25 protein-coding genes are annotated in these 24,348 nt (G+C 66.3%); 15 read left to right on the top strand and 10 right to left on the bottom strand.

Going from position 1 to position 24,348, the window contains the following annotated elements:
• The 6 genes from D3874_RS22575 (at window position 1) to D3874_RS22550 (ending at window position 3,910) form a co-directional block, all read left to right on the top strand.
• The gene (locus tag D3874_RS22575) at window positions 1-564 is read left to right on the top strand and encodes a hypothetical protein (protein ID WP_119781228.1); all 564 of its coding nucleotides are present in this window, start codon (window positions 1-3) and stop codon (window positions 562-564) included.
• A complete protein-coding gene (locus tag D3874_RS22570; protein ID WP_119782445.1) occupies window positions 564-1,478 on the top strand; it encodes a DUF7064 domain-containing protein in 915 nt (304 codons plus the stop codon). Before D3874_RS22575 ends, D3874_RS22570 begins: the two co-directional genes overlap by 1 nt.
• Before the next feature lie 144 nt (window positions 1,479-1,622).
• On the top strand, window positions 1,623-2,150 hold the full coding sequence (locus tag D3874_RS22565) for a MarR family winged helix-turn-helix transcriptional regulator (protein WP_119781225.1): 528 nt from the start codon (window positions 1,623-1,625) through the stop codon (window positions 2,148-2,150).
• Window positions 2,151-2,202: 52 nt separating this feature from the next.
• The gene (locus tag D3874_RS22560) at window positions 2,203-2,946 is read left to right on the top strand and encodes a hypothetical protein (RefSeq protein WP_147385808.1); all 744 of its coding nucleotides are present in this window, start codon (window positions 2,203-2,205) and stop codon (window positions 2,944-2,946) included.
• Window positions 2,947-3,039: 93 nt separating this feature from the next.
• Window positions 3,040-3,636 (top strand): cytochrome c oxidase subunit 3 family protein, encoded by a 597-nt coding sequence (locus D3874_RS22555; protein ID WP_119781219.1) that lies wholly within the window; start codon window positions 3,040-3,042, stop codon window positions 3,634-3,636.
• A gap of 4 nt (window positions 3,637-3,640) precedes the next feature.
• On the top strand, window positions 3,641-3,910 hold the full coding sequence (locus tag D3874_RS22550) for a cytochrome C oxidase subunit IV family protein (RefSeq protein WP_119781216.1): 270 nt from the start codon (window positions 3,641-3,643) through the stop codon (window positions 3,908-3,910).
• A 44-nt stretch (window positions 3,911-3,954) separates the two neighbouring features.
• Here D3874_RS22550 and D3874_RS22545 read toward each other — a convergent pair whose 3' ends face one another.
• On the bottom strand, window positions 3,955-5,724 hold the full coding sequence (locus D3874_RS22545; RefSeq protein ID WP_119781213.1) for a DUF1302 family protein: 1,770 nt from the start codon (window positions 5,722-5,724) through the stop codon (window positions 3,955-3,957).
• Window positions 5,725-6,105: 381 nt separating this feature from the next.
• Window positions 6,106-7,119 (bottom strand): NAD(P)H-dependent flavin oxidoreductase, encoded by a 1,014-nt coding sequence (locus D3874_RS22540; RefSeq protein ID WP_119782444.1) that lies wholly within the window; start codon window positions 7,117-7,119, stop codon window positions 6,106-6,108.
• A 111-nt stretch (window positions 7,120-7,230) separates the two neighbouring features.
• Between D3874_RS22540 and D3874_RS22535 the strand changes: the two genes are divergently transcribed.
• On the top strand, window positions 7,231-8,739 hold the full coding sequence (locus D3874_RS22535) for an acyl-CoA synthetase (protein ID WP_119782443.1): 1,509 nt from the start codon (window positions 7,231-7,233) through the stop codon (window positions 8,737-8,739).
• 185 nt (window positions 8,740-8,924) lie between these two features.
• On the opposite strand, the gene D3874_RS22530 is transcribed toward D3874_RS22535, so the two are convergent.
• Both D3874_RS22530 and D3874_RS22525 read right to left on the bottom strand, forming a co-directional pair.
• Window positions 8,925-9,788, bottom strand: coding sequence for a MaoC/PaaZ C-terminal domain-containing protein (locus D3874_RS22530; RefSeq protein WP_119781211.1), 864 nt, complete (start codon window positions 9,786-9,788; stop codon window positions 8,925-8,927).
• Window positions 9,789-9,800: 12 nt separating this feature from the next.
• Window positions 9,801-11,237: a hypothetical protein gene (locus D3874_RS22525; RefSeq protein ID WP_147385806.1), complete on the bottom strand. Its 1,437-nt coding sequence runs from the start codon at window positions 11,235-11,237 to the stop codon at window positions 9,801-9,803.
• A 283-nt stretch (window positions 11,238-11,520) separates the two neighbouring features.
• Here D3874_RS22525 and D3874_RS22520 point away from each other — a divergent pair, with 283 nt between their 5' ends.
• From D3874_RS22520 to D3874_RS22510, 3 genes are read left to right on the top strand one after another with little or no spacing between them, the layout of a single operon-like run.
• Entirely contained in the window at window positions 11,521-12,267 is a 747-nt protein-coding gene (locus tag D3874_RS22520; protein WP_119781206.1) for a hypothetical protein, read from the top strand.
• Complete coding sequence (locus D3874_RS22515; RefSeq protein WP_119781203.1) at window positions 12,267-12,848, top strand: cytochrome c oxidase subunit 3; 582 nt, start codon at window positions 12,267-12,269, stop codon at window positions 12,846-12,848. Before D3874_RS22520 ends, D3874_RS22515 begins: the two co-directional genes overlap by 1 nt.
• Window positions 12,849-12,850: 2 nt before the next feature.
• Window positions 12,851-13,120: a cytochrome C oxidase subunit IV family protein gene (locus D3874_RS22510; RefSeq protein ID WP_119781200.1), complete on the top strand. Its 270-nt coding sequence runs from the start codon at window positions 12,851-12,853 to the stop codon at window positions 13,118-13,120.
• A 239-nt stretch (window positions 13,121-13,359) separates the two neighbouring features.
• On the opposite strand, the gene D3874_RS22505 is transcribed toward D3874_RS22510, so the two are convergent.
• From D3874_RS22505 to D3874_RS22480, 6 genes are read right to left on the bottom strand one after another with little or no spacing between them, the layout of a single operon-like run.
• The gene (locus D3874_RS22505) at window positions 13,360-14,286 is read right to left on the bottom strand and encodes an SDR family NAD(P)-dependent oxidoreductase (protein ID WP_199699220.1); all 927 of its coding nucleotides are present in this window, start codon (window positions 14,284-14,286) and stop codon (window positions 13,360-13,362) included.
• 19 nt (window positions 14,287-14,305) lie between these two features.
• The gene (locus D3874_RS22500; protein WP_199699219.1) at window positions 14,306-15,478 is read right to left on the bottom strand and encodes an acyl-CoA dehydrogenase family protein; all 1,173 of its coding nucleotides are present in this window, start codon (window positions 15,476-15,478) and stop codon (window positions 14,306-14,308) included.
• A 10-nt stretch (window positions 15,479-15,488) separates the two neighbouring features.
• Window positions 15,489-16,367 (bottom strand): HpcH/HpaI aldolase/citrate lyase family protein, encoded by an 879-nt coding sequence (locus D3874_RS22495; RefSeq protein ID WP_119781197.1) that lies wholly within the window; start codon window positions 16,365-16,367, stop codon window positions 15,489-15,491.
• The gene (locus D3874_RS22490; protein WP_119781195.1) at window positions 16,364-16,816 is read right to left on the bottom strand and encodes a MaoC family dehydratase; all 453 of its coding nucleotides are present in this window, start codon (window positions 16,814-16,816) and stop codon (window positions 16,364-16,366) included. The genes D3874_RS22495 and D3874_RS22490 overlap by 4 nt, the downstream gene beginning before the upstream one ends.
• A gap of 11 nt (window positions 16,817-16,827) precedes the next feature.
• Window positions 16,828-18,027: an acetyl-CoA acetyltransferase gene (locus D3874_RS22485; RefSeq protein ID WP_119781192.1), complete on the bottom strand. Its 1,200-nt coding sequence runs from the start codon at window positions 18,025-18,027 to the stop codon at window positions 16,828-16,830.
• 3 nt (window positions 18,028-18,030) lie between these two features.
• The gene (locus tag D3874_RS22480) at window positions 18,031-19,464 is read right to left on the bottom strand and encodes a hydroxymethylglutaryl-CoA synthase family protein (RefSeq protein WP_119781189.1); all 1,434 of its coding nucleotides are present in this window, start codon (window positions 19,462-19,464) and stop codon (window positions 18,031-18,033) included.
• A 148-nt stretch (window positions 19,465-19,612) separates the two neighbouring features.
• Between D3874_RS22480 and D3874_RS22475 the strand changes: the two genes are divergently transcribed.
• The 5 genes from D3874_RS22475 (at window position 19,613) to D3874_RS22455 (ending at window position 24,334) form a co-directional block, all read left to right on the top strand.
• Window positions 19,613-20,104, top strand: coding sequence for a MarR family winged helix-turn-helix transcriptional regulator (locus tag D3874_RS22475; protein ID WP_199699218.1), 492 nt, complete (start codon window positions 19,613-19,615; stop codon window positions 20,102-20,104).
• 24 nt (window positions 20,105-20,128) lie between these two features.
• Entirely contained in the window at window positions 20,129-21,811 is a 1,683-nt protein-coding gene (locus D3874_RS32540; RefSeq protein ID WP_199699217.1) for an SDR family NAD(P)-dependent oxidoreductase, read from the top strand.
• Between the two features lie 96 nt (window positions 21,812-21,907).
• Complete coding sequence (locus tag D3874_RS28790; protein WP_158596171.1) at window positions 21,908-22,468, top strand: hypothetical protein; 561 nt, start codon at window positions 21,908-21,910, stop codon at window positions 22,466-22,468.
• The gene (locus tag D3874_RS28785) at window positions 22,468-23,070 is read left to right on the top strand and encodes an acetyl-CoA hydrolase/transferase C-terminal domain-containing protein (protein ID WP_158596170.1); all 603 of its coding nucleotides are present in this window, start codon (window positions 22,468-22,470) and stop codon (window positions 23,068-23,070) included. Before D3874_RS28790 ends, D3874_RS28785 begins: the two co-directional genes overlap by 1 nt.
• A gap of 91 nt (window positions 23,071-23,161) precedes the next feature.
• Complete coding sequence (locus tag D3874_RS22455) at window positions 23,162-24,334, top strand: acyl-CoA dehydrogenase family protein (protein ID WP_119781177.1); 1,173 nt, start codon at window positions 23,162-23,164, stop codon at window positions 24,332-24,334.
• Window positions 24,335-24,348: the final 14 nt, after the last annotated feature.

The following is a 24,348-nucleotide window of genomic DNA, read 5'->3' as shown; positions in this document are numbered from 1 at the left end:
ATGCAGCTCAGGCCCGAGGTCCAGATCGCGAGCGCGATCAAGGCCATGAAGGATGTCGTGATCCCCGCCATTGCACCCGACAACAGCCTGGCCGTCGAGCAGGGGCGGCTGGTCGTCGGCATGCTGGCCCTGATGGCCCATCAGCTTCCGCTTCAATTCGCCTTCGACCGGGATGAACTGGCCCGCTTGCTCGTCTGCGCCGACCGCCTCGACCAGGCGACGGCTGCTTGTGCCGGGCTCGCCGCCGCGCGGGGCTCGCTGGACGCATGCCGGGGTGAGGCGGCCACTTTGCTGCGCGCCTGTGCCTTCGAGCCGGCCGACCTCCTGGACGTGGTGCAGCGGCTGAAACGCACCGTCGCCGGCCTGGTCGACACGGCGGCCGAAATAGCCGAGCCGGCGGTTTTCGCCGCCATAGGGGCAGCGATACTCGACCAGTCCCGGGAGCAGTTGATCCGGGACCGCGCCCTCATGGCACCCCAGGGGTGGGAGCCCGACCCGGCTGCCTTGCCGCCGATCGCCGACCTTCTCGCCACCGACATGACGCAGAGTGCAAGGGGTGCATGATGAACCAGAGTCACGAAACCTATGAAGGCCTGGTGGCCGGCGATGGCAACCCGCGCTGGGGCCAGAGCTACTACTACAATGCCTATGACCCGGAAACCCGCGTGGGCCTGTTGATCCGCCTGGGATTTCTCGAAAGCCAGCCGGAGGCGAACAGTTGGCTGATCGTCTTCAAGGATGGCCTGCCGCTTTTTGCCCGGACCAACCTGAACCTGCCCTATACGCCGCAGCGCCCGGCAGGCGGGGTGGATATTGCCGGCATGCGGATTCATGCCGAGATTCCGCTGAAGCGGACGCGGATCAGCTTTTCCTCGCCGGATTGCGCCTTCGACCTGGCCTGGGACGAGCTGCATCCCCTGGCCGATTGTATTGCCATGACGGCGGACAAGGATGGCTCCTTTGCCCGCGAGGTCGCCCATATCCATCTCGAGGGGACCTCGACGATTACGGGCCACCTGGTCCACCGCGGGCAACGTATCGAGATCAACGGCAAGGGATTCCGCGATATCGCCGCCGGCATCCGCAATTGGGATGCCTTGCATCATTATCGCCTGGCCTGGCCGGTGTTCGACAACGGCATGGCCTTCGCCGGGATCCGAGGGATTTCGACCGCCGGCCAGTCCGCCTATATGCGCATGATGCATGACGGCAGCGCCTGGCGGCGCGTGGTGTCGATCGAGGACGAGCTTGAGCTTTGCGATGACGGCCTCGCCGTGAAGGAGGCGCGCTGGGCCTTCGTCGACGAGCTGGGCCGGCGCTTCGAGATGACGGCCAAGCCACTTTTTAGCTGGCTGTTCCCGGTCGATACCTTCGTCGTCCGCGAGCACCTGATGGAGTTCCGCCTCGGCGACGGCACGGTCGGCTATGGCCTGCACGAGACCGGCTATCGCCTGCCGTGGACGGGCATCGCAAGCTGAGGGGGGTTGTTGCCCGGCGGGCCCCGCGGCGGCCCAGCTGGCGGGCTGTCGGTTCTTCAAGGATCTATATAGTACGTAAGTTTATGGTTGCCATTCATACCAAATGACTGCATTGTAGTTTCGGTAGAAATTACGGCGAAACCAATGCGCGGAATTGATCGTCTCCAGTCCGTCGAACGCAGCACCCCGCTGATGAGGGAGGCGCTGCCGGACCTGCCCATGACCCAAACCGTGATGGTCCGGCTCATGCGGATCAGCGTCTTCGGCATGAGCGACTATTTCGAGCCGGTCTTTCGCAAGCTGGGACTGAGCGAGAACATGTTCCATGTGCTCTGCCTCCTCCTGGCGAGCGAGAGCGGCGAGGCCTCGCCCAGCGAATTGAGCGACCTGGTGGGGACCAGCCGGGGCAACATGACCCGCATCCTGGATGCGCTCGTGGCCGAAGGCCTGATCGTCAGAGCCGTGGCGGAGCGTGATGCCAGGCGTTATAGCGTCGCCATCACCCCGGCGGGAAGAGACGCCGCCGAGCGGGCCGTGCCGCGCCTGGCCGGGCCGCTCGAACGCGCGTTTTCGGGCCTGAGCCCGGAGGAACTGGGCACGCTGGACCGGCTTCTGCGCAAGGCGGTCGTCTCGTTCGACAAGTCGGCACGGCCGTTCAAGAGCGTGGCCTGAGCACGAGCGCCGGCAAGCGACACCACTCAACAAGCCAACAAGGGAGGCGAACATGGATGAGAAAACGAGTTTGAAGTATCAGTTGATCAGTGCCTGGTGCGGACCGGCCTTCGTCGTCCTGTTCGTCCTTTTCTGGATGCACATCGGCGGCAACTTTCCCGGTCCGTCCCCGGCGTTCGACACCGCTCAATTGACCTCGCGCTATCTGGATAACCTGGACGACATGCGCCTGGGCTTCGTCGTTTCCCTGGTCGTCATCACCCTCTACATGCCGTGGACAGCGCTGCTCAGCGCACAGATGGCCCGAATCGAAGGGCGATACCCGGTGCTGGCGTTCCTGCAACTGATCGGCGGCGGGCTGACGGTGATGGTGGTGTCGTTCAGCGCCTTCTTCTGGGTGGCAGCCCTGTTCCGGCCGGATCGGGATCCCGCCCTGTTCCAGTTGCTCAACGATCTGGGCTGGCTGTGCATCGAAACGCAATATGCCTGCACCACGCTGCAGATGGCGGCGGCGGCCTTGGCCGGCCTGTCCGACAGATCCAAGGTGCCGCTGTTTCCGCGCTGGATGTGCTTCCTGACGATCTGGTGCGGTCTGAGCTTTATCCCGGCGAGCCTGACCGGCTATTTCAAGACCGGCCCCTTCGCCTGGGATGGTATGCTCAGTTTCTACATCCCCTATGCCTGCTGGCTGGTCTGGTTCAGTGCGGCCAGCTATTTCATGATCAGGGAGGTGCATCGCCGGATGCACGCGGCGGATCTCGCCGCCCCCGCCGGGTCGATGGCCTACGGCGCCTGAGCCTCAGCGCGACGAGGCCCTGGCACCTCCCCCGGGCCAGGGCCTCGCTTCCTTCGCTTGACAGGTTCGCCGACCGATGATCGAGGGGCCACGATGACGGGCATTGCGACAACCTCGAGCCGGGCGGAACCCGGCGCCAGCTACCTGCCCGGCGACAAGGATGTCTGGGTCTTCATCATCGCCGAACTCTCCATGTTCGGCGTGTTCTTTGTCGCCTACATCGTGAACCGGGCCGCCGAACCTGCCTTGTTCAATGCTTCCCAGCAAATGCTCGATATCTGTTCGGGTGCCCTCAACACGCTGATCCTGCTTACCAGCTCCTGGATGGTATCTCTCGCGGTTACGGCGGCGCGGCGAAACGCGTCGAGGGCAACGTCCCGGCTTCTCGTCGCGGCGCTTGCTCTGGCAGGTGCCTTTGTGGTGGTGAAGTTCTTTGAATATTCCTCAAAGTTCGCCAGCGGCATCGATATTTCGTCGAACAATTTCTTCATGTTCTATTTTTCGATCACGTTCATACACCTGATTCATGTGATGGGCGGTTCCGTCATTCTTCTGGTCATGTCGGTGAATGCGGGAAATGGCCGCTATACCGCAGCGAACATGCGGGGGCTGGAGGCCGGTGCCTCCTATTGGCACATGGTCGATCTCGTCTGGATCGTGCTTTTTCCGCTCATCTATCTGTTGAGATAGGCAGATGTTTCGGGTGTTTCGCGACCGCGCGAGCCGTTCCTGGCTGTTTCTTGTGCTGGCGACCAGCGCGACCTTCTGGCTGAGTGTCGACGGCCTCGCCGGGCCGGCGCTGGGGGCCGGGACACTCGGCATTGCCTATCTCAAGGGGCGGCTGATCATTCTCGATTTCATGGATCTGCGGCGGGCGCCGTTGCTGTACAGGGGGCTGGTCGAGGGCTGGCTGCTGCTTGTCTCGATCACGCTGTTCACGGCCTTCGCGCTCGGCACCGGCTGAGCGGCCGGGCCGCAGGACGACTGTCCCGCGGCCCGGCGGGCGCCTCAGAACTGGCGGGTTACCCGCAGGAAGGCTTCATCGGCATAGTCGACCGTGGAGAGGGCGTTCCTGTTGTCGTCGTCGGTCGCGAAGAGGGTCGCGTAGAGATCGACCTGCCAGTCGCCGTCGGGCTTCCACTTCACCCCGGGCTGGAACATCGCGCCGCCGCGCAGGTCGTAGAGGACGGAGAGATCGAAGCGCCATTCCAGCGACGGCGAGGGCTGCTGCACGGCCAGCGCCAGGGCATTGTAACCGTCGACGCCGGTGGCGTCCCGCTCGATGCTGCCGCCATAGCCTTCGAGGCTGCGGCCGAACAGGTCGCTGTCCGACTTGTGCAGATATTGCAGGACCATGTAGGTCGCCGGATAATCCGGGCTGAAGCGATAGTATTTCTCGAACACCAGCGCCAGGGTCCATTCGTCGCTTTCGAGCGGTTCCTGCGACAGCGACGGATCGGTGAACTTCTTGTCCGGCGTATAGGACATCTCGACCCGCGCGATCAACTGGTCGAACAGGGTGTCGGGCTCGTCTGTGAAGATATAGTTGGCGCCGAAGCCGAAGACGTTTTCATAAGGGTAGTAGCGCTCGATATGACCGCGCAGGCCGCCGGGCAGGGCGAAGAACGTGTCCAGTTCCCGGCCCGCCAGCGCGTGATCGTCGCCCACGTTGAAGGCCCCGATCAGCGAGGTGAAGGGCTGGAAATCATCGACCGCCGAATTCAGCGCGGTGGTGCCGTTCAGGCGCACCATGCTGGCGTAGTCGAACCATTCCCGGGCCGAGACGACGCCGGTGGCGGGATCGACCTCGAACGGCGTCTGGGCCAGGACCGCACCGGAGCCGGCCATGCCGGGCAGGTCGGTCGTGACCCCCGATTTGGTCCAGCGATAGATGCCGTCGGGGTTGCGCCGGCTGAGGGCGACGAATTGCAGGCCGAGGTCGCCGAGCTGGCCGCGCAGGCGACCGCCGACATTCCACGAGCCGTCGACCCAGTCGTAGCGGTCGTGCACCGTGAACTGATCGGGGATGGCGTTGTAGGGCGTCGACGGATTGGCTGTGATCGACGGGTTGAACTGCTGCACGAAGGTGTCGATCTCCCATTCCTCCGTGACCTGGTAGGAGACCCGGACGCCCAGTGCCGGCACACGCTTGTCGGCATATTCCTCGGCCGCCGGGTCGAGGATCAGGTGGCGGCGCAGATCGAGCCCGTTGGGCAGGTCGAGCACCCGGAAAAAGAGCGATTCGCCCCAGGCGATCTGCTGGTTGCCGGCCCGGATCAGCAGCGGGCCGCTGGCATAGTCGACAAAGGCGACCGGCAGATCGACCATGTATTCGCGCCCGGACACTTCCAGCAGCGAGCCCCGGTCGCCGCCGCGGATCGGCACCGCGAAAAAGCTGGTGTCGCCGTTGTCGTCGTAGAGGTTCCAGTCGTAATAGGCGCGCAGCTTCACCTGTGCCGACACTTCCGGCGTCAGCGTCGCCGTGCTGTTGAGTTCCAGCCGCGTGGCGAACAGGTTGAAATCATTGTCGGTGGTGCGCACCGATCGCGTCGCACTGGTGGGCAGGCCGTCCAGCAACGGGTTCAAGGGCACGGTCACGCCGTTGTACTTGCTGCTTTGCGTGTTGAAGGGATTGCCGTCGTCCGACAGCGATACGGCGACCTCCTGCCGGACGAAGCCGGAAAAGGTGATATCGGCTGCCACGGCGGGCGTGGTCGCGGCCAAGGCGGTCAGGGCCGCGGCCGCGCAGGCGCCGCGGTGATAGTGGCTTTTTGTCATTTTGTTCCTCCCGGATGTGTAACGGTGCAGCACCCGCACGCCGGTTCCCGGCCGGCGCGGCCCCCGCTTTCCTTGCCGTTGGCGAGAGCTCCCTCTTCGGCGGCAACAACATCCAAAATGGGCGTATTTTGACGGGCCGGGACCAGTCAGAAGGTTGGCCGCGGTTCAAAGAGACGGGGAGGGCAAGGGGGGAGACGAGACGCGTGCCGTGGCATAGAGCCAGGGGAGGGGGTAACCGGGTGTTACCCCCAAGCGTCATGACCGGGCTTGTCCCGGTCATCCACGTCGGGACGGTGCGCGTCCGTTGACGGCATAGGCAGCTTGCCGACATGGATGCCCGGCACAAGGCCGGGCATGACGAATTTGGGTTGGGAGGAGATTTCAGCCCGGTTGCGAAGCGGCGCGGTGCTGAAGCTGCCGGCTCAACGCCTGCTGGGCGGCCGCGTATTCGCCGGCCAGGCGGGCGATGTAGTCCCTGGCCTTTTCGCTGCGATCGATGATGCCGATGCCCTGGCCGGCACTCCAGATGTCGCGCCAGGCCTTGGCATTGGAACCGCCGTCCTTGATATTGATCCCGGCGTCGGGGTCGCGCACCAGGGCCTTGGGGTCGAGGCCGTTGGCCTCGATCGAGGGGCGCAGGAAGGTTGCCGGCACGCCGGTGAAGCAGTTGGTTACCATGATGTCGGCCGAGGTCGAGGCGACGATCATGTCCTTGAAGCCCTGGGCGGTATTGGCTTCCTCGCTGGCCAGGAAGGGCGAGCCGATATAGGCGAAGTCGGCGCCCATGGCCTGGGCAGCCAGCACGCTGCGGCCGGTGGCGATGCAGCCCGACAGGGCCAGGGGGCCATCCCACCAGGCGCGGATTTCCTGCATCAGGGCGAAGGGTGAGATATTGCCGGTATGGCCGCCGGCGCCGGCCGCCACCGCGATCAGGCCGTCGACGCCGGATTCCGCGCAACGCCTGGCATGGCGGTCGCTGATCACGTCGTTGAACACCAGGCCGCCATAGCCGTGGACCGCGGTGACGATCTCGACCGGGGCGGCCAGGCTGACGATGACGACGGGCACCCGGTGCTTGACCAGGATCTCGAGATCCGGCGCCACCCGGTCGTTGGTCTTGTGGGCCACCAGGTTGATGGCATAGGGCGCCGCCGGCTGGTCGGGATGGGTGCGGTCATGCTCGGCCAGGGCCGCGACGATCTGGCTGATGGCGGCATCCAGCAATTCGGTCGAGCGCAGGTTGAGTGCCGGCAGCGAGCCGATGATGCCGGCCTTGCACTGTTCGATCAGCAGGGCGGCGGTCGAGGCGATGAACATCGGCCCGGCGAAGACCGGCAGGCGCAATTGCGCCACCAGCGCCTCGGCCAGGGCGCGCGAGCCCTTCGTGGGGGTCATGATCGAGCCTTCCATGGATTTATCGCCCGTTTCCTCTGTTGCTCAATTAATAGCTCGCCTATTTATCATACGCAAGTGTACGATATCGGAAAACGGGAAGGGTTCGAGAAGATGATCGATGCGCGCAAGGGCAGTCCCCGGGGCCTGGCCGCCTGGTTCATGCGCCGTGCCCACTTGTCCGCCGATCGCCCCGCCCTGACCTTCGAAGGGATAACCTGGCGCTATGGCGTGCTGGCGGACCGGATTGCCCGCCTGGCCGCTGTGTTGCGCGCGGGCGGGGTGGGGCCTGGCGACCGCGTCGGCTTCCTGGGCTTCAACCATCCCGATTTCATCACCACCCTGGTCGCCACCGCCCATGTCGGCGGCATCTTCGTGCCGCTCAACTTCCGCCTCACGGGGGCGGAACTGGGCTACATCATCAACGATGCCGGCATTCACACCCTGCTGGTGTGCCGTGAACACCTCGAGCTGATCGAAGGGGTGCAGGACCTGCCGTCGGTCCGGCAGTTCATCGCGGTGGACGGCGGGCTCGACGCCCTGATGACGGCGGCGCTGCCTGACGATGATCAGGCCGCGGTCGACGAGCACGATGTGGCCGCTATTTTCTATACCTCGGGCACGACCGGACGGCCCAAGGGGGCGATGCTGACGCACCAGAACATCTGGGCGAACAACCTCAACTGGAACCTGGCCTTCGATGTGACCGGCAACGACACGATGCTGACCATGGCGCCGCTGTTTCATGTCGGCGGCCTGTTCGTCCTCACCACCTCGACCTTCCTGATGGGCGGGCATGTCGTCGTGCTCAAGAGCTTCGATGCCGGCCGGGTCCTGGCCGATGTCGAGAAGTACAAGGTTACCATCAGCTTCGGCGTGCCGGCGATGATGCTGTTCGTCAGCCAGCACGAGCGCTTCCAGGCCGCCGACCTGTCGAGCCTGCGCCTGTTCGTGGCCGGCGGCGCGCCGGTGCCCGAACCCCTGCTGGTCAGCTATGCCGCGCGCGGCATCCCCGTTTCGCAATGCTATGGCATGAGCGAGGTGGTGTCGGCCGCGACCTTCCTGGAGACCGACCGGGCCCGGGCCAAGCTCAATTCCGCCGGGCGGCCGGTGATGCTGGCCGACGTCATGCTGATCGATGTCGAGGGGGTGCGCATCGAGACGGCCGGCGAGCGGGGCGAGATCTGCATCCGCGGCGACAATGTGACGCCCGGCTATTGGAACCTGCCGGAGGCCACGGCCCTCTCCTTCGCGGCGGAGGGGTGGTTTCGCAGCGGCGACATCGGTTATTTCGACGACGAGGGCTTCCTCTATGTCTGCGACCGGGTGAAGGACATGGTCATCAGCGGCGGCGAGAATGTCTATCCGGCCGAGGTGGAAAGCGTGCTGTTCGAGCACCCGGCGATCGCCAATGTCGCGGTGATCGGCGCCCCGGACGAAAAATGGGGCGAGCGGGTGGTGGCGGTTGCCGTGTTGAAGCCGGCGGCTTCACTCACCCTCGACGAGTTGCAATCGTTCTGCGACGGCCGCCTGGCGCGCTACAAGCTGCCGCGCGAGCTGCGCCTGATGGCGGCCCTGCCGCTCAATGCCTCGGGCAAGGTGCTGAAGCGGGACCTGCGATAGGTGCTGGAACCTGACACTTGATATCCGGTTGAGACACCTGTGCTGTTCCGTCATTCCGGCGAAGGCCGGAATCCATTGCGACATCGCGCGCTGCCCCGGAATGGATCCCGGCCTGCGCCGGGATGACGGCTGAGGGTAGATTGGGGACGCTCCACAGCAATCGCCGCCCAAAACCCCAGACGGCGTTAGTGTGGGCCGGCATCCAGTTCGGCGACGCCCTGATCGAGCACGGTGCGGTCGCCGACACGAGCGGCGAACAGCACTTGGGCGCCTTCCAGCCACAGGCGGAAATCCAGGCGGTCGCCGGGGAGCACGATACCGGCAAAGCGCACGGCCAGGCGGCGCAGGGCCGCAGGCTCGCCCCCGCCGAAGGCGCGCAGCACCGCCCAGCCGGCCATGCCGTAGGAGGCCAGGCCGTGCAGGATCGGCCGGGCAAAGCCCGCCTTGGCCGCCACGGCCGGATCGGCATGGAGCGGATTGAGATCGCCCGACAGGCGGTAGATCAGGGCCGCGCGCGGCGAGGTCTGAATCGCCAGGGTAACATCCGGCGTCCGGCTGGGGAGTGCGGGCGTCGCCGCCGGGGCCGGCGGCGGGCCGCCGAAGCCGCCGTCACCGCGCAGCAGCAAGGTCTGCGTGACGGTGCAATAGGGCACCTGGGTGGCGGCATCCTTGATCAGGCGCTCCAGCGTGACCACCGCGCCCTTGCCGGCACCGCGGTCGGCGACCGAGACGATGCGGGCATCGGCGACGACATCGCCGTGGCCGGGCAGCGGCGCGTGGAAGGTTGCATCCTGGGCCGAATGGACCAGCCGCACCCAGTCGATCCCCAGGGCCGGCTCGCGCACCCACATGCCCAGGGTGGACAGGGTGACGGCCATGGTCGGCAGCACCCGCAAGCCGGATTCGAGCAGGAAGGCGAGCTCGGTAGGATCCAGCGGGTCGGCGCCAAGGCCGACGCCCAGCGCATAGAGGATCGCGTCGTGCTTGCTGTAATGCTGCGCGACCTGAGGAAACCGCCAGGACAGCAGCTGCTGGGAATCGATGGCCATGCCTGGATGATATCAGAAGCCGGGCATCGCCAGTGGTTGGAGCAGGCCCCCCGCGACACTCGGCACCAGGCCGGTCAGGATGAGGTCGGGCTGGGCATTGGTCAGCAGAGCCAGCAGGCCGTCGGTCGGCAGCCCGCCTGAAAGACCGCCCGATAGGCCGTCGAGGCCGCCGGTCAGATCCGTACCGGTCAGGCCGGACAGGGCACCGCCCAGCACGCCGTCCACCAGATTGTCGACGACAGCCGACACTTTGGTCGGGTCGGTCAGGCCGTCCAGCAGGGCGGGGGCCAGCATGTTGAGGATGAGCTCGGGCTGCGCACTGCCCAGCAGGGCGGTGACACCGCCGGCCGGCAGGGCGCCCAGCACGTCGCCCACCAGGGGCAGGTTGGCCAGGGAGCCGTCGAGGCCGGCCGCGGGCAGATCGCCGATCCTGAGCGTATCCGGCGACGCCAGCGCCGTGAGCGAGCCCACCAGTTCGCCCACGACCGGCACGCCGTCGAGCGGGGTGCCGGTGGTGCCGGCCGGCAGGATCCCGTTCAGCAGGCCGCCGAGCGGCGAGCTGCCCCCGGCACCGGACAGCAGGCCGGCCGACGCGCTGGAGGCCGGGGCCGGCTCGGCCGGGATATCGCCGAAACCCTCGCCGTTCGACAGGGCGTTGCCTGCCTGTGAGATGAAGCGCGTACCGATCACGGTGGGCGCGGCCTGGAAGATGTTGCGGCGGCCGAGCTGGCGATGGATGGCCATCAGGCTGGGCCCTTCGCTCGCCTCGCCCTCGCCGCCAAGGCCGTTGAAATAGAACCGGGCGCCGACCAGGCCGAGCGCGCCGTCCTCGTCGAAGGCACCGGACGCGAAGAGGGCGAGGCCCGAGGCGGGCGCGGCCAGATATTCAAGCTCCGCGTCGGCGCCCAGGTGCTGGGCCTCGGAATAGCTGACGCCAAGGCCCAGGCGCAGGGTCGGCGCGGCATAGATCGAGGCGCCCAGACGGGCGAAGGCGCTGCCATCGATGATGTCGCCGCTCTGGTAGCCGGCCAGGGCTTCGAGGGTGATGGTGTCCAGGTAGTATTCGCCGATACCGGCCACGGTGTATTGCGATTCGCCGTCCTCGACGAAGCCGGCGACGGCCAGGCCGATCAGGTGCGACTGGGGCTCGCGGTAGAACAGTTGCACCGCGCCGCCGAAGAAGCCCAGCTCGTCGGCCGCAACCCCGGCGATGCCATCGACCTGCAGGCCGACATTGTCGCCCAGCGGCACGGCGAGGCTGGGCGTGGCCCCGTAGAAGCCGCCGTTGTCGTCGCCACCGCCGAAAAGGCCCAGCTCGAACGAGGTGCCGGCAACCCCGACCGCCGGCGCCGCTTCTGCAACCGGCGCGGTATCCTGGGCGAAGGAAGCGGCACAGGCCGCCAGTGCCGCGCCGAGCGCCATCGATGACGCAATGATGTGCCTTTTCATCGCCCGTTTCCCTGTTTCCGTCCCACCGCCCCTTGCCCGGGGTGATCTTATGATCCTGCTCCGCTATAATATACTAATCTAGCGTACGATAAGCCTTTCTCGACCAATTCGGAGGTTAACGCGCAATGCATCCGGAAAGGTGTCGAAAACCCATACTTTTGCCCGGGGTATAACGGATACTCTCGGCAGCAACGATTCCTGCCCGATGCTTCAGCCGCTGGCAGTTCTTCTATAGTGCGCTATAGTACGATATGCGCCGATAAACAAACCGGGGGGAAGAACCATGCAATCGCAGACCGTCGACGGCACCGTTGCCAAGGCGTTCGTCCTGTCGGGTGTGGCCCTGGTGGCGTCCCTGGTCCTGACCCAGGGCTGGCTGATGGGTTTCATCCCACCGCCGTCGCCATCGCTCTCGGCTGAGGAACTGGCGCAGATCTTCATCGACCGCAAGGTCGGCATCCGCATCGGCACGCTGATCCAGTGCGTCTGCTACACCTTCTGGTCCACCTGGGCGATATCGATCGTCTTCTTCATGCGCCGCATGGAGCGTGGCGTTCCCTTGCTGACCTATGCCTCGATTGCCAACATCGGCGGCGGCTACGTATTCTTCCTGCTGATGCCGATCACCTGGGCCGCACTCGCGTTCCGCCCGGAGGCGATGGACCCGAAATTTCTGCAGATCATGAACGATTGGGTCTGGTTCATTTTCATCCTGAGCTGGCCGCCGTTCGCCGTCTTCATGATCTTCATCGCGGTGGCGATCTTCCGTGACCACAATGTTCCCACCGTCTTTCCGCGCTGGGTCGCCTTTTTCAATCTGTGGTGCGCCGTCCTGATCGTGCCCGCCGGGCTGATCGAATTTTTCAAGACCGGCCCTTTCGCCTATGACGGCCTGATCTCGTTCTGGTTCGTGTTCATCGTGTTCTTCGGCTGGATACTGGTCATGAGCGCGGCGACCCTAAAGGTGATTGCCGCCGACAAGCGGGCCGCCGCCGCCCCGCGGCTGGCCATGGAAGCCCAGCGGGCGTGATGCCCAGGGGGCGGATGCAGGCCGCGGCTGCCCATATCCCCGGGGAACCGGGGATATGGCTGTTCATCGGCGGCGATATCGTGCTGTTCTCGGTCCTGTTCGTCACCTTCCTCGACTACCGCGCCGCCGACCCCGTCCTGTTCGGCGCGGGGCGCGGGCACCTCAATCAGCTTCTGGGCCTGCTCAACACCCTGCTGATGCTGACCAGTTCCTGGTTCGTCGCCAGCGGGGTGGAAGCGGCGCGCCGGCGCATGGCAGGGGTGCCGCAATTCTGCTTCGGGGTCGCCCTGTCCTGCGGTGCGGGGTTCGGGGTGGTGAAGTACTTCGAATATGCCGCGAAGGTCTCTGCCGGGATCACGCCGACGACCGACGATTTCTTCATGTTCTATTTCGTCTATACCGGCATTCACATGATCCATGTGCTGATCGGCATGGCTGTGCTTTGGGCACTGATCGGTTACACACGCTCGCGGCCGATCGAAGCGGTGAACGTGCAGCATCTGGAAACCGGCGCCAGCTTCTGGCACCTGGTGGACCTGCTGTGGATCGTGCTGTTCGCCTTGCTCTATCTGGCGGCGTGAGCATGCGTGAATTGCTCTGGTCCCGCCTCACGCTCGTCTGGCTGTTGCTGGTCGTGGCCACGCTGCTTTCGTGGGGGCTGGGGCACGGCCTGGGACTAGCCGACCACCGCCTTGCCGCCACCGCCGTCATCGTGGTGGCCCTGGTCAAGGCGCGGTTCGTGATCATGGAATTCATGGAGATTCGCCGTGCGCCCGGCTGGTTCCGGCTGGCGGGGGAAGCCTGGACCGCGGGGCTCGCCGCGGCCCTGGCGGCGCTCATCCTTGCGGTTTAGCTCGACTCAACCGCGTCATCCCAGCGAAAGCTGGGATCCATGGCGGTGCAGGGTGACGAAGGTTCCGGTTTGCCATGCCGATGGATCCCAGCTTTCGCTGGGATGACGAAAATGGGTTGGTGCTCAAGGCCAGGGAATGAAGCTCGCCAGGATACGCGCCGCATCCCGCTCGGCCCTGTCCTCATCCGTGGCCTCCTCGTCCGGCGAGGCCGGGTCGAGGCTGTCGTCCTCGGCCATGGTCAGACCGGGTCCCAGGTGAAGACGTCGCCCGAACGGTGGAGCGGGTAGAAATCCTTTTCGAACATGGGGAACACCCGCTCGGCCACGCTGTCCGGGGTCCAGCCGTCGGAGGTGTGGGCGGTGCGGATCGGGCGTGGCTGCGAGAACAGGTAGATCTCGTTGTTGCGCACGCCGAAAATCTGCCCGCTCACCTTGGCGCCGGCATCGCTGCACAGGGCGACGACGAAGGGCGCGATCTTCTCCGGCACCAGCTTCTTCAAGCCTTCGATGCGCTTGATCTGTTCAGGCGTCGTGGCCGGGATCGAGTCGACCATGCGGGTCCAGGCGAAGGGCGCGACGGCATTGGAGCGGACGCCGAAGCGTGCCATGTCCAGGGCGATCGACTTGGACAGGCCGGCCACGCCCAGCTTGGCCGCCGAATAATTCGCCTGGCCGAAATTGCCGACGAGGCCCGAGGTCGAGGTCATGTGGACGTAAGCGCCGGATCCCTGTTCCTTGAAGAAGGAGGCGGCGGCACGGCTGACGTTGAAGCTGCCCTTGAGGTGGACGGCGATGACCGCGTCGAAATCATCCTCCTCCATCTTGTGGAACAGGGTGTCGCGCAGGTTGCCGGCATTGTTCACCACGGCGTCGATGCGGCCGAAATTGTCGATCGCGGCCCGCACCATTTCATGGGCGCCCTCGTAGGAGGCGACGCTGTCGCCATTGGCGACGGCCCGGCCGCCGGCTTGCACGATCTCATCCACCACCTGCTGGGCGGGCGAGGTATCGGCGCCATCGTCGCCTTTCAGCGAACTGCCCAGGTCGTTGACGACCACGGCGGCCCCGGCGGCGGCCATTTCCAGGGCGATGCCGCGGCCCACGCCGCGGCCGGCACCGGTAACCAGGGCGACCTTGCCGGTCATGTTGGCGACGATCGCCGTCATGCTGTTACTCCTTGGGTTCTCAATAGGACTTGGGCAGGTCCAGCACCTTCTCGGCGATGAAGCTGAGGATGAGCTGTTCGGTGATCGGGGCGATGCGGGTGATGGTCACTTCGCGCAGCAGCCGCTCCACGTGATATTCCTTGGCATAGCCGAAGCCGCCATGGGTCAGGACCGCCTGCAGGCAGGAGTCGTAGCCGGCCCGGGCTCCTAAGAATTTCGCCGAATTGGCCTCCGCGCCGCAGGGCTTGCCGGTATCGTAGAGACGGGCCGCGTGCATCGCCATCAGCCAGGCCGATTCCAGATACATCCAGCGTTCCGCGAGCGGGTGCTGGATGCCCTGGTTCTGGCCGATCGGCCGGTCGAACACCACCCGGTCGCGGGCATATTTGGCGGCCCGGCGCAGGGCATCCTGGCCGATGCCGATGGCCTCGACCGCGATCAGCATCCGCTCGGGATTCAGGCTGTGCAGGATATAGCTGAAGCCCTTGCCTTCCTCGCCGATGCGGTCGCTGTCCGGGATGAACAGGCCGTCGATGAAGATCGCGTTGGAATCGACGCATTTGCGCCCCATCTTGGGGATCTTGCGCACCTCGATCTTGGAGCGGTCCAGGTCGGTATAGAAAATCGTGATGCCGTCGGTCGGCCGCCTGGCATCCTCGTAACGGGTGGTGCGGGTCAGCAGCATGATCTTGTTGGCGACCTGGGCGGTCGAGGTCCAGACCTTCTGGCCATGGACGATGTAACCGCCGTCGACCTTCTGGGCGAAGGTCTTGATCCTTGTGGTGTTCAGGCCGGCGTCGGGCTCGGTGAAGCCGAAGCAGACCTGGTCTTCGCCGCTGATCAGCCGGGGCACCCAGCGGGCCTTCTGCTCGGGTGTGCCGTGGACCACGATCGGGTGCGGCCCGAACAGATTGATGTGCACGGCCGAGGTCGCCGCCATGCCGCCGCCGTGGCTGGCCACCTCGTGCATCATGATCGCCGCCTCGGTGACGCCAAGGCCCGCACCGCCGTATTCGACCGGCATGGTGATGCCCAGCCAGCCGGCATCGGCCATGGCGCGGTGGAATTCGTGGGGGAAGCGGCCGTCGTCGTCGCGTTCCAGCCAGTATTCGTCGTCGAAGCGCGAGACCACGGCGCGCACGCCGTCGCGGATTGCGCGGTGGTCTTCGCTCATGTCGATATCGGCGGTCATGGGAAGTTCCTCAGGGCTGGCTCTCGTTGACCGCGGCAAGGACGCGGCGGGCCTGTTTCAGGTGGGGGATATCGTACATCTTGCCGTCGATGCCGATGGTGCCGGCGTCGGGTGCCGCCGCGAAGGCGTCAACCACTGCCCTGGCATGAGCGACATCGCCGGGTGCCGGGGTGAAGCAGCGGTTGATCGTCTCAACCTGGTCGGGGTGGATGGCGATGCGGCCGGTGAAACCGTCGCGCCGGGAGATCCGGCAACTGGCGGCAAGGCCTTCCATATCGCGGAAATCGGCATAGAGCGTATCGATGGGCGCGACATCGGCCGCCGCGGCGGCGAACAGGCACATGGAACGGGCGACGCGGTAGGGGAAGCTCCATTCCCCATCGGCTTCCTTGTTGGCGGTGGCGCCGATCGCGGCGCCCAGATCCTCCGCCCCCCAGGTCAGGCCGGCCAGGCGTGGAGGGGCCGGGGCATAGGTGCCGAGGTTGAACATGGCGCGCGGCGTCTCGGTCGAGACCACGACCAGCTTCACTGTGCCTGCCGCCATGCCCGCCTGCGCTTCCAGCGCATCGAGATAATGGCCGATCCGCACGATATCGGCGGCGCCATTGGCCTTGGGCACCATGACGCCGTCCAGGCCGGGGCGCACCACCGCCCCCAGGTCGTCCAGGGTCAGGCCGGTGTCGAGCGCGTTGATGCGCACCCAGAAGTTCCAGGCGCGCGCACCCTGATCGGCCAGCAGGTCGCGGACCATCCAGCGGGCATCGGCTTTTCGGCTGGGCGCGACGGCATCCTCGAGGTCGAGGATCAGGCCGTCCGCGCCCACCGTCACCGCCTTGGCGAACTTGCGTTCGCTGTCGCCCGGCACGAAGAGGAGGGAGCGCAGCCTCATGCCGGCCTCCGCAGCATCAGCGCGACCCGGCGGCAATAGGCCACCTCTTCGTTGCGCTGGTTGAAGCCGCGATGCTCGAAGGTGACGATGCCCTGGGTCGGCCGCGACTTGCTCTCGCGGATGCCGACCACGACCGATTCCGAGCGCAGGGTGTCGCCGGCGAAGACCGGCTTGGGAAACTTCACTTCCTCCCAGCCCAGATTGCCCACGGTGGTGCCCAGGGTGGTGTCGTAGATCGACAGGCCGACCACCAGGCCCAGCGTGAAGATGCTGTTCATCAGCGGCTTGCCGAACTCGGTGCCCTTGGCATATTCGGCATCGATGTGGATCGCCGCCGGGTTGTAGGTGAGGCTCGAGAACAGGATGTTGTCCATGTCGGTGACGGTGCGCCGCACCTCGTGCACGAAGGTCTGGCCGACCTCGAATTCCTCGAAATAGCGCCCTGCCATGATGCTCTCCCTTAATTCAGCCGGCCGAGGATCGAGACGGCGGCGACGCTGTTGAACGGGGCGCCGCCCAGGTTGTGGGTCAGGCCGAAATCGACCTGGGTCCCCTGGCGCTCGCCCGCGCGGCCCAGCAACTGGCTGTAGACCTCGTAGGCCATGCGCAGGCCGGTCGCCCCCACCGGGTGGCCGAAGCATTTCAAGCCGCCGTCGACCTGGCAGGGCACGGCGCCGCCCCGGTCGTATTTGCCGTCCAGCACGTCGAACAGGGCGCGGCCGTCGTCCGACAGGCCGAGGTCTTCCATGGTCACCAGTTCGGTGATCGAGAAGCAGTCGTGCACCTCGGTCAGGCTCAGCGCCGCGCGGGGATCGGCGATACCGGCCTCGGCATAGGCGCGCCCGGCCGCCTCGCGGGTGTTGCGGACATAGGCGCCGTCCCACTCGCGATACTGGCTTTCCCAGCCGTTGCTGGCGGAAAGCTGGATCGCCTTGACGGTAACCAGGTCGCGCTTGCCCAGGCCGCGGGCGATGTCCGGCGTGGTGACGATGGCACAGGCCGCCCCGTCCGAGACGCCGCAGCAGTCGAACAGGCCCAGCGGATCGGCGATCAGGGGGGCGCCCAGGATCGTCTCCATCGAGATCGCCTTGCGCAGGTGGGCCTTGGCGTTCAGGGCCCCGTTCTGGTGGCTCTTCCACGAGACATGGGCCATGGCCCGCTTGAGATCCGTGGCGGCCACGCCGTGGCGCTGGGCATAGGCCCCGGCCAGTTGCGCGAAGGAACCCGGCGCCGAGCCGTAGGGCATCCACAGGTCGTTGGCCAGGCCCTTGGTGCGCAGGGGCAGGCCGCCATAGCCGGTGTCTTTCAGCTTCTCGACCCCCAGCGCCAGGGCGACGTCGCAGGCCCCGGCCGCCACGGCATAGACGGCGGCGCGCAAGGCCTCGGTCCCGGTCGCGCACATGTTCTCGACCCGGGTCACCGGAATGGTTGGCAGGCGCAGGGCGAAGGCCAGCGGCAGGGCGGAGTTGCCGACGTTGACGTCGTCCAGCGCGCTGCCCAGCCAGGCGGCCTGGATCTGGCCGCGCTCGATGCCGGCATCGGCCACGGCCTCCTGGAAGGCCTCGACCATCAGGTCCTCAGGCCCCTTGTCCCAATGCTCGCCGAAGGTCGTGCAGCCCATGCCGACGATCGCGACCTTGTCGCGGATGCCGCTTGCCATCGTTCAATCCTCCAGCCGGGCCCGCGCCAGCGGGGCGGCCTTCCAGAAATAGGTGCGGAAGCCCCGGCGCCGGTCGATCGACTTGACGCGGAAGCGCATGACGACGCTGTCGCCCACCGCCGGGCTGGCGCCGATGTCGGTGAATTCCATCAGCAGCCGGGCGCCTTGCGCGAATTGCACCAGGCCGAAATGGAACGGCGGGTCGGGCGAGAAATTGAGCCGGTCGGCGGTGATCGAGACGATGCGCCCGACCTCGTCGGCCAGGCGCACATCTTCCATGGGGGCGGTCTGCTCGACGCCGGGGGCGACGGGGATGCGGCTCTTGGGGAACTGGGTGTTGCCGGCGGCATCGCGCCCGCCGATGAAGCCCGCCATGTCGCGGCCGTAACGCTCCAGCACCGAGGCGGAAGTCTTCTGCTCCAGTTCCGAGCGCGGGCCCCAATCGAGGTCGAGCGAGCCGGTCAGGCTGAGGAAGCGGATGTAGTCCTCCAGCACGGCGCCGTGGCTGACGGCTTGTTGCGCAGCGGCGGCACCGTAGACCGGGCCGGTCACTTCCAGCACCAGGGCGTCGCAGCCACCGCCGAAGCCGGCCAAGAGGAGTTTGTCGCCGACCGCCGCCGTGCCCAGGGCCAAGCATAGGCCGAACAGCGGGTGGGCGGCGCCCAGGTCGCCCCCCTTGGCTGCCACCAGTTCGGCTGCGTTGGGGGCCTTCAGGCCGGTGGCCGCGGCCACCGCCTTGTAGATGCCGTCGACCGCCTCGGGCACGATCGCCGTGGCGATCTCGGCCGCCGCCACCCCGGCATCGGCCAGGGCGGCGCGGATGGTGGGGACCAGGATCTCCGCCACCGCGGTATCGCGGATGAAGCGTTCTTCCGACTGATAGGGTGTCGGATTGTCGCGCGAGGCATAGACGTCGACCAGATCGTGGGCCAGCGAGGCCCAGCCCAGCAACCGGGCGCCCTCGCCGGTGCCGACATGGACCGCGGCGCCGCCATCGCCCCAGGCCAGTTGCAGGGCATTGCCCGGCCTGGTGGGGCGGCGCTCGCCCGCCGCGATCAGCGTGTCGGCGCCGGCGCCGTCCAGCAGGGCCGCCAGCAGGGCCGAGGTGCCGCTGCGCCGCGAACCGCCGACGTCGAGCGTGCGGATCCGCGAGGGCAGGTGCAGGGCATCGACCAGGATGCCGGCCTGGGAGCGTTCGTAAAAGGGCGAGGAAGTGGTAGCCATCACCACCGTCCCGATCTCGGCCCCGGGCGCCACGGCCAGTCGTGCCGCCTCGACGCCCAGGGTCAATGAATCCTCGTCCCAGCCGGCGACGGCGCGCCGCCCCGGCTTGCCCCCGCCCAGGCCCGACCAGCGCAGCGCCTTGGCCGCGGCCCGTCGATCCAGCCTCAGTTGAGGCAAATAAGCCCCGACGCCCTTGATGCTTCTCTGCGTCATCTGCGATCCGTTTCCATCCCGTCGATACATCTAATAACTCGCTTGCATATCGTAAGCAAGTGTACGATAAGGGTGCGGAGAGTAAATGCTGCGAGTGGGGAAATTTGGCGCTATTACATGGGTTCAGCCGCTCACAGCGAGGTTGCCCATGTCTCAGGATTTGAACTGGAATTTGCGACTCGGTTTTCTAGTGCACGACGTGTCGCGGCTGCGCCGCAACGTGACGGACCGTGTCCTGAAGCCACTGAATGTCACCCGGTCGCAATGGTGGGTTCTGGCGTTTTTGTCCCGGCGGGACGGCATGCCTCAGGTCGCACTGGCCGAGGAGCTGGACCTGGGGAAGGTCGCGCTGGGTGGCCTGATCGATCGGCTGGAGGCCAACGGCCTGGTCGAACGGCGGGCCGACCTGACCGACCGAAGGGTTAAGCGGGTATTCCTGACCAAGGTCGGGACCAAGTTGATCAAGGAAATTCGGACCAGCGTTGCCGACACCGAACACCTGATCCTGAACGGGATCGACGAGCAGGAACTGCAGGTGATGGTGAAGGCGTTGCGCGCCATGAAGGAAAACCTTCTGGGTCTGCTGGGTGGTGAACGTGCGGAGCAGGACGACGAGGATGTCGCGCTGGATGCGACATGACCGTCTGATAAAGGGAGGATCAAGTTGCGGGGTCTGTCGAACAAGGTCGCCATCGTCACCGGTGGCGGGCAGGGCATCGGGCGGGGGATCACCCTGCGACTGGCCGCAGAGGGCTGCAAGGTCGCGATTTTCGACCTGAACCCCGCCGCCGGCGAGGAAACCGCCGCCCTGGCGGGTGGTGACGCCATCAAGGTCTACGGTGTCGATGTCAGCGACTATGCCGCCGTGCAGGCCGCCGTCGCCGCCGTCGAGGCGGAGCTGGGCCCGATCTGGGCGCTGGTCAACAATGCCGGCTGGGACAAGCCGTCGCCGTTCCTGAAGACCGACCAGGCCCTGTGGGACAAGATCATCCGCATCAATCTCTACGGCCCGCTGCACACCCATCACGCGGTCTGCCCGCTGATGGTCGCCCGCGGCGGCGGCCGGGTGATCAACATCGCCTCGGACGCGGCCCGGGTGGGCACCAGCGACGAGGCGGTCTATTCCGCCTGCAAGGGCGGCCTGATCTCCTTCACCAAGTCGATCGCCCGCGAGCTGGCGCGCAAGGGCGTGCTGTTGAACGCGGTCTGCCCCGGCCCCACCAACGCCGATGATGGCCTCGGTGTTGGGCACCGGCGACGACGCGGTGAAGTGGAAGGACGCCATGGTGCGCGGCATCCCCTTGAAGCGCATGGGCGAGCCAGAGGACTATGCCGGCATCGTGGCCTTCCTGGCCTCGGAAGACGCGGGCTTCATCACCGGCCAGACCATCTCGGTCTCCGGCGGGATGAACATGATCTGACGATATCCGCCCTCCTGCCGTCATCCCGGCCTCGAGCCGGGATCTCGCGCAGCCAGGGCGCAGAAGCCAACCACCGCAAGATCCCGGCTCAGGGCCGGGATGACGAGTTGCAGAAAAGCGAGGGAACCGTCATGGGCCAGGAAACGACTTTCGAAGACATCATCTACGAGGTTCGCGAGCGCGCGGCCTGGATCATCATCAACCGGCCCAAGGTCTACAACGCCTTCCGCGGCCAGACGGTCGAGGAACTGATCCAGGCGTTCCAGCGTGCCGCCAACGACCGCGACGTCGCCTGCGTGGTGCTGACCGGCGCCGGCGAGAAGGCCTTCTGCACCGGCGGCGACCAGTCCGCCCACGAGGGCAGCTATGACGGCCGCGGCGTCGTCGGCCTGCCGATCGACGAATTGCAGGGCATCATCCGCGACATCCACAAGCCGGTGATCGCCCGGGTGAACGGCTTTGCCATCGGCGGCGGCAATGTGCTGGCCACCCTGTGCGACCTGACTATCGCATCGGAGACGGCGCAGTTCGGCCAGGTCGGGCCCAAGGTCGGCTCGGTCGATGCCGGCTGGGGCACCGCCTATCTGGCGCGCCACATCGGCGACAAGCGGGCCCGCGAGATGTGGTTCATCAACGACCGCTACACCGCCCAGCAGGCCTTCGAGATGGGCCTGGTGAACAAGGTGGTGCCGGCGGCCGACCTGGATGCGGCGGTGAAGGATTGGACCGACAAGCTGGCCCAGCGCTCGCCCACGGCGCTGGCCCTGGCCAAGCGCTCGTTCAATGCCGATTCGGACTCGATCCGCGGCATCGCCAACTTCGCCCTGCACGCGGTGAAGCTCTATTACGACACGCCCGAATCCCAGGAAGGCGTCGCCGCCTTCAACGAGAAGCGGGCGCCGGACTTCTACAAGCACTTGCGCTAAGGCTTGTGGAACAGCGGTGGTGGCGCCGGTCACGATCAGGCCAGGTGATCTGGCCAGCGTGCTGCCACCGGGCGGGCTGACCTATGTTCAGGGGTGTTGCGGGGAATCCCCGGCCCTGAACGCAGGGGTAATGACTGCCGGGGCGGCCCTGGGGGCGATGACCTTTACCGGGATCTTCGTCCCCGGCTCAACCGGGCGAGCTACCTCGCCAACGACCGATGCCGGGTCAGCACCTTCTTCCTGACCCCGGAACTGCGCGCGGCGGGCGCCGCCGTCGATTTCCTGCCGTTGTGTTATGGCGATATCCTGGCGCATCTGCGCCGCGTGCCGATCGCCGCCGCCCTGTTCACCGTCGCGCCGCCCGATGCGGCCGGCCGGTGCAGCTTCGGCCCGGTGGTCGATTTCCTGGCCGACATCTGGGAACGCATCCCGGTGCGCATCGCCCATGTCAACCCGCTGATGCCGCGCACGCCGGGCCATCCCGGCATTCCCTGGGACAAGCTGACCGCCGTCGTCGACGACGGCGGATTCGCGCTGCCGGGGGCCGGCATGAATGGCACGGACGAGGTTTCCGCCGCCATCGCCCTGCACCTGGCCGGCATCATTCCCGATGGCGCGACCTTGCAGACCGGCCTGGGCAAGGTCCCGGGGGCTTGATGCGGGCGCTGACCGGGCACCGGGACCTGCGCATTCATTCAGGCCTGGTCGGCGACGGTGTGCTGGACCTGGTCGCGGCCGGCGCACTCGCCGCCGGCCGGCCGGTAACGGCCGGGGTCGCCATCGGCTCCCAGGCGCTCTACGACGCGGTGGGCGGCGAGGCCTTCGATTTCCAGCCGGTATCCCATACGCATGCGACCGAAATCATCGCCCGCATCCCCCGCTTCACGGCGATCAATTCGGCGATCGAGGTCGACCTGTTCGGCCAGGCCTATGCCGAGCTGACCCCCCGGGGCCTGATGTCAGGCCCGGGCGGCGCCTCGGACTTTGCCCGGGGTGCCCGGCTCAGCGACGGCGGCCTGCGCATCGTCGCCCTGCCGGCGGCGACCGGCGCGATCAGCCGGATCGTCCTGCCCGGCAAGGCCAGCGGCCTTGTCTCGCTGGGGCGCTTCGACATCGACGTGGTCGCGACCGAATACGGCATCGCCGACCTTCGGGGGCGGGATCATGCCGGCCGCGCCGCTGCGCTGATCGCCGTCGCGGCGCCCGCGCATCGCGAATCACTGGCGCGCGACTGGGCCGGTTTCTCGGCCAGGCTCTGACCGTCGGCGATGCCGTCTTGCTTCCCCGGCGGGAATGCGCATATAGTACGCTAGTTTACGGTAAGCGACATAAAAACAGGGCGGCAACGCGATGATCGAGCGGGATCTGTTCCAGGAAGAACACAACATATTCAGGGACTCCGTGCGCCGCTTCATGGAGCGCGAGGTGGTGCCCTTCCACGCCCAGTGGGAGAAGGACGGCATCGTGCCGCGCGAGCTGTGGCTGAAGGCCGGCGCCGCCGGCTTGCTGTGCTGCACGGTGCCCGAGGAATACGGCGGCCTGGGCCTCGACTATCTGTTCGACGTGGTGGTGTTCGAAGAATTGTGGCGCGTCGGCGCCAGCGGCCCCGGCTTCCTCATCCATACCGACCTGGTCGCCACCTATATCCTCTCCTTCGGCACCGAGGAGCAGAAGCGCAAGTGGCTGCCCAAGATGGTGGCGGGCGAGGCGATCGGCTCCTTGGGCATGACCGAGCCGCATGCCGGCAGTGATTTGAAGGCGATCCGCACCCGCGCCACCCGCGACGGCGACGACTTCGTGATCAACGGCCAGAAGGTCTTCATCTCCAACGGGCAGTTGTGCGACTTCATCGTCCTGGCCACCAAGACCGACAGTGCCGCCGGCGCCAAGGGCATCACCCTGTTCATCGTCGAGACCAACCGCGAGGGCTTTCGCCGCGGGCGCAATCTCGACAAGCTGGGCATGCATGCCCAGGACACTTCGGAACTGTTCTTCGATGGCGTCCGCATCCCCGCCAGCAACATCCTGGGCGAGGAGGGCAAGGGCTTCCAGCAGATGATGACCAAGCTGGCGCAGGAGCGCCTGGCCCAGGCCATCCGCTCGGCCACGGTGGTCGAAACCGTGATCGGCTGGACCGTCGACTATACCTCGCAGCGCCGCGCCTTCGGCCAGACGGTGGCCGACTTCCAGAACACCCAGTTCAAGCTGGCCGAACTCCAGGCCGAGTCGACCGTCGCCCGGGTCTATACCGACAAGTGCATCGCCCTGTTCATGGCGGGCAAGCTCGACCCGGTGGATGCCGCGATCGCCAAGATGATCACCGCGAACCTGCACTGCAAGGCGGTGGACGAGTGCCTGCAATTGTTCGGCGGCTGGGGTTACATGTGGGAATACCCGATTTGCCGCGCCTATGCCGACGCCCGTATCATCAAGATCGCCGGCGGCTCCATCGAGGTGATGAAGCTGATCATCGCCCGGCAATTGTTTTCCGAGCACAAGCAGTTGCGCTCGGCCGCGGAATAACGGCTGCCCAGGCG

It is taken from the genome of Oleomonas cavernae, assembly GCF_003590945.1.
GTDB classification, from domain to species: domain Bacteria; phylum Pseudomonadota; class Alphaproteobacteria; order Zavarziniales; family Zavarziniaceae; genus Zavarzinia; species Zavarzinia cavernae.
Note: the sequence above shows the minus strand (reverse complement) of the source record. Positions and strands in the feature narration are given on the sequence as shown.